The following is an 8,534-nucleotide window of genomic DNA, read 5'->3' as shown; positions in this document are numbered from 1 at the left end:
TGAAAAATTATTCAATATGACTATATATACTGGGTACAATTTTCTGGTTTGATTTATAGCAGAAGGAAGAAGGAAGAAGGAAGAAGGAAAAAGAAAAAAAATTACGTTTTCTGAGTTTTAAGCTTTGGATATATCCTAACCTTTATTTCGACTGCTATACCAGTTTTTGACCCAGATATAGTATCAGAAAAAAATTAATTATTAGATGTAACTAAACTCCAGAACTAAGGAACAGGAATTAGAGTTTTAAACTTTTTATATATTGAGTAATGACTGAAAAATTATTCAAGATGACGATATATACTGGGTAAAGTTTTCTGATTTTATTTACCAGTTTTTTAGCCAAATATATAGTTATTTCATTTGATATTGAGACAAGGATTTATGGCTTTGAAAGAGTTTCACCTAAAAAAGTGTTTCATTCTTATTTTAAATGACTATAGTATCAGAAAAAAATTAATTATTTAGATGTAAATAAACTCCAGAATTAGGGGACAGGAATCAGGGTTTAAAATTTTTTATATATTGAGTAATGACTGAAAAATTGTTCAAGATGACTATATATACTGGGTACAATTTTCTGGTTTTATTTATAGCAGAAGGAAGAAGGAAGAAGAAAGAAGGAAGAAGGAAGAAGGAAAAAAATTACATTGTTTTAATTTTAAGGTTAGAACATATTCAAAGCTTTCCTTCCACTGCTACACCAGTTTTTGAATCAGATATAGTATCAGAATAAAATTAATTATAAAGACATTATCAAACTGATAAGAACTAAACTTAACAATAACCACCAAATAGTATTTCTTTGAAGCCAAAATTTGACAGTTCCAAACCAACTAATATGATTAAAATTAGTAGGAGGTACAAGGGGTTCAGATTGGTTATGATAAAGAGTACAATTTTTAGCATAAGGACGTTGAGGAAAATTACAGGTATCATCAAAATGGTAGATACAGCTATTACACAAATATTCTTCTGTTTGACTGTGATAAATAGGAATTCCTGGATGACCAAAAGCTTTAAGAGAAAATCGACAATGCGGACAAACGATCGCCTGACTATCAATTGGTTGATGACAACGAGGACAATTTGACATTTTGATTATGCTAGATATATAAATTCAACAACTTTTTTCATCTACAGTTTAAATTTGTAGCTTAATTCTAAGTTTGTTGCTCCTTGATACCTAAAATATAGAAATAGGAAAAAAATATGAATAATACTGAAAATCTACTTAAACAACTTTTAATGATCGGCATTGGTACAACTTCCCTAGTGGCCGAAAAAATACAGGAAGTCACTAACCAATGGGTTAAAGATGGTACTATCAACCCAGACCAAGCTAAAACTTTTGTTGATGATATAATGCAGCAACTTAAGTCAGAGCAGGGAAACTGGGAAACTCAGATGCAGCGACAAATGCGGAATGTCATGCAGGATATAGGTGTTCCTCGTCAATCTGAATTGGACGAACTCCGGGGTCGTTTGGACCGTTTGGAGCGTCAGATCCGAGATTTAGAAAATCGCAATTGGCGATAGATTAAGTCAGAAGTCAGAAGTTAGATGCTTGCTGTGATTAAATTTGAGAGACGTGAGAATGTCCTAACTTCCCTGACGACTGCTATGTTATTTAACAATATCCGGAATCTTAGTTAAAGTTAAACTTTCATATTAATTTTTGGTTTTTGACTTAATTATATGGAAGATTGATTTTAGTATCAAATATTATAGTTATTAATTTTTCAGTAGTTACGTTCTGTTTTGTCTGTTTGATTTTTTTTCAAAAATACAAATCAGAGAAAATGGGAGGTTGTTTAGAGTGTTTATAAAGTCAGTTGCAAGATTGGAAAAATTACAACTGACCCTAGTGTAGCTGCAAAATATAGTAGTTATAATTTAAACTTCAACTGAGAGTTTTTGACTTTTAACTTAAATTAGGAGGATTAATTTTGCGAGGAATTATTATTAGTCTGGCAGTAGTAATATTCTGTGGTTTAGTTTTGATTGTTGCTCAAATCACGGGTTCGGAAAAAGGGGCAGTTGCTTCTCAAAATACACCAAGTACTATAAATTCTACTGAAGTTCAAGAACAAGTTGCAGAAAATATTATGACTGAAAATAACCAAGAAACTATTACTACTGAATCTGGTCTTAAGTATGTGGTCTTGAAAGAAGGAGATGGCGCTACTCCTCAAGCAGGTCAGACAGTTGTGGTTCACTATACTGGAACTTTACAGGATGGTTCTAAGTTTGATAGTTCTCGCGATCGCAATCAACCTTTCCAATTTCAAGTTGGGGTAGGTCGAGTTATTAAAGGTTGGGATGAAGGGGTAGCTAGTATGAAAGTTGGTGAACGTCGTAAGTTTACTATTCCACCAGAATTAGGGTATGGCGCTAGTGGTGCTGGTGGGGTTATACCTCCTAATGCTACTCTGATTTTTGATGTGGAATTATTGAGAATTGCGAATTAATTAGGAAGTAAGCTATCAGCTATCAGCTATCAGCAATTATAATTATTAAAAGGGGATAGAGACTTGTTCTCTGTTCCCTTTTATATATTCTTTAATTCCTAAAAATTATATGTCAAATCTCACAGTTAAAGATTTAGAAATATTGCAAGGTACTCTTAATCAAGCAGGTTTAGATTATCAATTAGAATTAGATGAAGGAAAGATATTAGTTATTAGTCCGTCGGATATTATTTCTAGTGAAGTTGGCGTTCAGTTAATTAGGTTATTACGCAATTGGGTTTACCCACGTCGTCTCGGACGTTTGTTTGATTCTAGTGGTGCTTTTATTCTTCCAGACACTAATTTAAAAGTTCCTGATGTTTCTTTTGTTCGTGCCCAACGTTTGAAAAAAAGTGTTCGTTATTTTGGGGAGTTGGTGCCAGATTTAGTGGTATAAATTAAGTCTCAAAGTGATAGGATTAAACCGTTAAAAAAGAAAATAAAGAAGTATTTAGAATTAGGAGCGGAAGTAGGAATATTGATAGATCCTGACAAAGAAATAGTTATTGTTTATCGTCCTAATGGTGAAGAAACTGAGTTAAAAAATGGAGATATTTTGACTATTCCTGAATTATTTGGTGAGTGGGAATTATCTATTGTTGAACTTTGGCCGCCTGTGTTTGATGAAGATGAATAAAGCATTCAGCTATCAGCAATTAGCTCTCAGCTTTTTTTATGAATTAAGCATTCAGCTATTAGCAATTAGCTCTCAGCTTTTTTTTACGAATTAAGTCAGAGTTTATTTAAAAAGACTTATATACTAATCCTAAATGGTTTGCGAGAAAAACTGTAGGGGTTTGGTCTCCCAACCCAAGCATGGAGACTAAACCTCTACGATAAAATATGAGAACTTATTTAGAATTGCTATATTAACTGAATAGCTACTTATTTATGCTAGAAATAATATCAAATTTATCAATAATAATTTCTTCTTTCAAGACAATACTTAGTAATTATAATCTAACTGATAAGACAGTTTTGACTCAGGAGGCAAACTAAAAGCTAATAGTTGAAGACTAATACTTATATTAAATCCAGATAATTATTACACCTAAGTCATTGCGACTTACACTCTGTGGAAGGAAGCAATCTCAGGGGTTTGAGAGATTGCTTCCTATCGTCGCAATGATGACTGTTCAACTGGATTTTATATTAGGAATTTTGCTACAAATTTTCTGTAATGATAATCGTTAAATCTATTGTCAAAATAATTGGGTATAAAATCTTGTATTTTAATCAGTTATCAGTTAAATATTTTTTCTAGTTTTATCAAAATAACAAAGTAAGAATTTAACTTCTGAATTCTGACTTAATAACTTCTGACTTGAACTTGATATGCCTAAATCTAATTTCTCTTACACTCAACTTTTTCGACACAAATTTAACCGAAGGAAGTTATACAAGGTTGGGTAACTCGTTTCATTAATACTGTTGGCAACTGATTATATAATCAAATTGCTGGTTTTGAATGGTTTTGGAATTACTCTCTAAAACGCTATAAAAATGGTTTGATTAATAAACATCAAGAACTAAAAGTTTCTTTTCTTCCTAACCATCCTTTAAATCTGCAAAAAATTTATTTATCTTTGCAATTTTTGGAAAAAGCTAATAATGAACCAATTAATTTTTCTGAGATTAAAAAATATAATCGTTTGGCTATTAAGGGGCAACCTGGAGCTGGAAAAACACTTTTATTAAAATATCTTGTTCTTTCTTGGGCAAGGGAAAAATTAAAAACTTCCTCTAATGAATATGTGCCGATTTTATTAGAGTTATATCCCTTGAATGAAATAGAAATTTCTGCCCTCAACATAGAATTATTAAAACAGAAATTAGTAGAAGCTTTAGATAGGGATGATTTTCCTAAAGCTAATTCTTTTGTCGAGCGAAATCTGGAAAAAGGAAAATTATTTCTGTTATTTGATGGATTAGATGAAGTCAAAAGTTTGATTCGCCCTCAAGTTGTACAAGCTATTAATGACTTATTAGATAAATATGATAAATGTCGAGTAATTATTACTTGTCGGGCAGCAGTTTATCGGAATAATTTTGCTGAGTCCGTCGAGAAAACTTTAGATATTAAAGAATTTAGCGACAGACAAATGCGACTCTTTTTAGAAGCATGGAAATCTGAAATGCCTCCAGATAAATCTATCGATCAACTCATACAAACTTTGAGAGATAGACCCCTAATTATGGAGTTAGCTAGAAATCCTTTAATGCTGACTATTGTTGCTCATCTTTATACTCAACCTGCTTTTGTTTTGCCTCAGTCTCGGTCAGATTTTTATCAAGAATCTACTCATATTTTATTGAATCAATGGCAGAATAATTTTAATCAATATAAAGAGAGTGCTCATAAACGGAGAGTTTTACAACATCTGGCTTTATTTGCTCAAGATAATGCTAGTAAACAACAAAAGAATGACTTGAGTTTAGATTATGAAATTGTCGTAGAACAAATTCAAAAAGTTTTACCCGATTTGAATCTCAATCCTGAAACAGATACTCAACCAATATTAAAAGAAATTGTCGAACGTAGTGGATTATTATTGGAAATTGAAAGGGGAGATAAATATCAGTTTGCTCATTTAACTTTGCAAGAATATTTTGCGGCAACAGCTTTGAGAGATAGAGAAAATGAGTTAATAGAAAGGTTTAAAAATGACCCGGAACGTTGGCGAGAAACAGTTAAACTTTGGTGTGGTTTTGCCGGGAATAGTACAAATTTAATAGAGGTTATTTATCAGGAAGATTCTCTGACAGCTTTTGAATGTTTAGCAGATGCTCAAGAAGTTTCTCCTACTTTGGCAGAGAAAATTATTGAAGAGTTTAAGGAAAAATTGGCAGAAGCAAATTCTGATGAAAATTTAGCTAGAGCTTTTGGAGCAGTTGCTTCTGATGTTCGTGAAAGAGGTAGGGGAAAAGTTGTTTTTGAGTTTCTAGAAAATGCTTTGAATAATTATGAATCTTTGGAAATTCGTCAGGCGTCTGTTAAGGCATTATCTAAAACAAATTTGCCACAAGCGGCGGATATTTTGTTTAGGTATTATGAGGATATTAATTTGGCAGATGCTCGTTTAGCACTTATTAATATGGGAGATATTGCAGTTTCTTTATTGAAGGGTTTAGCAGAGCAAGGTTCGGAAATGGCAATGAGAGATTTAGTCAAAATTGGTACTCCTTATTCGAGAGAAATTTTAAATGGTTTACTTTATCATTCTAATGAAAATATTCAGAGGTTAGCTGCTTTAAATTTGGCAGAATTTAGGAGTCTAAATAATTAGGTTTTCTAGGAGTGAGAAATATGGCAGAAGTTGATGATAGATTTAATTTAAGAGATTGGGAATGGATAGCAGTTCATTTTCCGCCATCAGAAAGAGAAAGCATGGCAAAAGTAGCTTGGTTGATTTGTTGTAAGTGCACTCCTAAACAAATTTCTCAATATAATCCCGATCCAAGAATAGTAATTCCTTTATGCGCGATAGTATTGTTTGATGAAATTGATGAGATTAATGAGATTAATCCTAGCGAGAGATGGCAATCTCTATTTGAAACTTTAGATAGAGATTTACAATTTGTCTTACTATCTATTCTCATAAAGTACCGTCCTCCAATTCGTGATAACTGGTATAATCTTTTTCTAGATGTAAAACTTGAGTTTTTACTAGTATTTTATTTACCACTTATAACAATTTTTATTGTAACAATTTTTATTGTAAGTTTTGATTTTCCTGTGGGCGTGAATTTCTTAGTTCAGCTAATTATACTTTTGATTTTACAGATTTACACAACAAACATAGGTCAAAAGATGACTAATCCCCTCAAGAACATTTTAAAATCTGATAGTTTTGCAAATCTGATTTTTGAAACTGCTGAAATTACCCCGATGAAAATTTTCCTATATTTAACCCTATACGATTCAGTTAAGGATTTTTTTTGGCAGTTCTGTAAAAAGATTGGCAATTTAAGCAGAAGGCTGATAACTGATAACTGAAGAGGTGATCGCCCTCAAAACTATACTATCTTGCTTGTGTTGAAGAAAAAGTCATGCGTAATGACAAACAACCACACTTAAATATTAAAGTATCAGAAAAATTGTGAGAGCGCAACCCCTAAATCCTTTGACGCGCCGATTTTTTTTGGAGCTTCATAGAATGACAATATTGGTGATTTGCCACTGAGGAGGTTAGATGAAAAAATTTAATGATGAAAAAAAATGGATTGAGCGATCGCGAAGCGGAACAGAGTTCTATCGCTCTATAATATTTCATCCTTTAAAAATTGGTAATTTAGGTAGAAAGCTGATAACTGATAACTGAAAAGAGGAAGCAACTGAAAATCCTTCGACGTGCCGATTTTTTTTTCATAAGCTTCACAAAATGAAAATATTCGTACTTTTCCACTGAGGAGAAATAGATGGAAAGATTTGACGAGGGAAAAACTAGCATTCATTTATTGAGAGCTTCACAAGATGAAAATATTTCTGGTATTGCTCCTGGGAAAATTCCTGAGACTGGTAACTGATAACTGATAACTGATAACTGATTTATCTGTTCCCTGTTCCCTGTTCCCTGTTCCCTCTTATTGCCAAATTTCTAAACTTAGTAAACTGGGGGTCAAACAATAACTTAACCGTACCAGTCGGCCCATTCCGATGCTTAGTAATAATCACCTCAGCAATACCCTGGTCCGGGGTATCTGGGGAATAATACTCATCCCGATAAAGCATAATAACTAAATCAGCATCTTGTTCAATAGAGTTATGAACAACAATCTCATTTGCCACAAAATTATGTAGACTAGGCACAGTTAAGTCAAAAACCTCCGCCTCACCATCTGGTCTTATTTCCACAATTTCATCCCATTTAACATCAATTTGAGTAGGTTTTTCCCACTCCCGACACTTAACTACAGACCCTAAATTTCCACCATATTTTGGCCTAAAATCCATTTGATACAAAAGTTGCCCACAATACAATATTGAATATTTAAGCATTTTTTGGTTCAAAATAGCAAGAGAATCCCCAATATTCAGAGTATTTAACTGTTTCCAACCCCCCATAGAAAAGAAAGGATGATTAGCCGTTGCCCGAATCAATTTTCCCGAAGAAGTTTGCAAAGAAAATATAGGTTTAACCCCAGTAGAAAAAACCCTACTAACAATAGCTGACTCAAATTTTCCAGTATTTTCATTCAACGCCAAAACAGAAAAATTAGACTTACCAACCAGATGAGAAATAGGAATTTTTTTACCATCAGCTAAACAAATTAAAGTATCTCCAGTCAAACAACCAGACTCTCTTAAGTCAGACATCATCGGTCTTTTATTAGTTCGAGACTCTACACTTCTACTAAGTTGAGACAAAGCAATAATCGGTACTGAAATTTCTCGTGCCAAACCCTTCAAACTCCGAGTAATTCTTGCCAACTCCAACACTCGATTATCAGTATTACTCCCCTCCATTAACTGTAGATAATCTAATAAAATTAATCCTAATGCTTCACCTTGTTCACTTTGTAATTGTCTGACTTTTGAACGAATTTCATTAACAGTAATATTAGGAGTATCATCAATAAAAATTGGCATTTCAGCAAGAGTACCAATAGCGGAAGTTAAAGGTTCCCATTCACTCTGACTAATTCGTCCAGACCGCAATCTATTACTTTCAATTCTTGCCTCACTTGCTAATAGTCTTAATACTAATTGTTCCTTAGACATTTCTAGGCTAAAAATTGCTACTGGTAATTTGAGATTAGCTGCAATACTATGACCAATATTTACAGCGAAGCTAGTATTGTGGAGGCAAATATCATTAGCTACAAAATTATGAGTTTCTGGCACAGTCAGATCGTATACTTGCTTTTCTCCTACTGGTTCTATAGAAACAATTTCATCCCAGTAAATATCGTCATTTTCTAATTGTTCGACTAATAAATTTCCGTCTCTGACTAAATTTAATCTGCTGGAGGGGAAATCTAGATTTATAGATGGAAAATTTCTCATATCTGACAGAATATTTT

Annotated in this window: 8 protein-coding genes and 1 pseudogene; 7 read left to right on the top strand and 2 right to left on the bottom strand. The window is 32.9% G+C overall.

Features of this window, described 5'->3' with window-relative positions:
• Window positions 1-532: 532 nt before the first annotated feature.
• Window positions 533-736 carry a hypothetical protein gene (locus F6K13_RS07995; protein WP_124145026.1) on the top strand — a complete coding sequence of 68 codons (204 nt, stop codon included), beginning with the start codon at window positions 533-535 and terminating at the stop codon, window positions 734-736.
• A 6-nt stretch (window positions 737-742) separates the two neighbouring features.
• On the opposite strand, the gene F6K13_RS07990 is transcribed toward F6K13_RS07995, so the two are convergent.
• The gene (locus F6K13_RS07990) at window positions 743-1,096 is read right to left on the bottom strand and encodes a zinc ribbon domain-containing protein (RefSeq protein WP_124145027.1); all 354 of its coding nucleotides are present in this window, start codon (window positions 1,094-1,096) and stop codon (window positions 743-745) included.
• Between the two features lie 116 nt (window positions 1,097-1,212).
• Here F6K13_RS07990 and F6K13_RS07985 point away from each other — a divergent pair, with 116 nt between their 5' ends.
• The 6 genes and pseudogenes from F6K13_RS07985 (at window position 1,213) to F6K13_RS07960 (ending at window position 6,832) form a co-directional block, all read left to right on the top strand.
• Window positions 1,213-1,539: a phasin family protein gene (locus F6K13_RS07985; RefSeq protein WP_124145028.1), complete on the top strand. Its 327-nt coding sequence runs from the start codon at window positions 1,213-1,215 to the stop codon at window positions 1,537-1,539.
• Window positions 1,540-1,949: 410 nt separating this feature from the next.
• Window positions 1,950-2,471, top strand: a complete 522-nt coding sequence (locus tag F6K13_RS07980) for an FKBP-type peptidyl-prolyl cis-trans isomerase (RefSeq protein ID WP_124145029.1) — start codon at window positions 1,950-1,952, stop codon at window positions 2,469-2,471.
• 109 nt (window positions 2,472-2,580) lie between these two features.
• Window positions 2,581-3,147: pseudogene (locus F6K13_RS07975) on the top strand (Uma2 family endonuclease).
• An 871-nt stretch (window positions 3,148-4,018) separates the two neighbouring features.
• Entirely contained in the window at window positions 4,019-5,797 is a 1,779-nt protein-coding gene (locus F6K13_RS07970) for an NACHT domain-containing NTPase (protein ID WP_161564990.1), read from the top strand.
• A 20-nt stretch (window positions 5,798-5,817) separates the two neighbouring features.
• The gene (locus F6K13_RS07965; protein WP_124145031.1) at window positions 5,818-6,507 is read left to right on the top strand and encodes a hypothetical protein; all 690 of its coding nucleotides are present in this window, start codon (window positions 5,818-5,820) and stop codon (window positions 6,505-6,507) included.
• A 196-nt stretch (window positions 6,508-6,703) separates the two neighbouring features.
• Window positions 6,704-6,832, top strand: coding sequence for a hypothetical protein (locus F6K13_RS07960; RefSeq protein WP_275670374.1), 129 nt, complete (start codon window positions 6,704-6,706; stop codon window positions 6,830-6,832).
• 227 nt (window positions 6,833-7,059) lie between these two features.
• On the opposite strand, the gene F6K13_RS07955 is transcribed toward F6K13_RS07960, so the two are convergent.
• Window positions 7,060-8,534 (bottom strand): DnaB-like helicase C-terminal domain-containing protein (locus F6K13_RS07955; protein WP_287287165.1); only part of this gene is annotated, 1,475 nt, incomplete at its 5' end.

Source organism: Okeania sp. SIO2B9, assembly GCF_010672505.1.
In the GTDB taxonomy this organism is placed as follows: domain Bacteria; phylum Cyanobacteriota; class Cyanobacteriia; order Cyanobacteriales; family Microcoleaceae; genus Okeania; species Okeania hirsuta.
The sequence above is the reverse complement of the archived record's forward strand: the minus strand, read 5'-3'. Positions and strand labels throughout refer to the sequence as shown.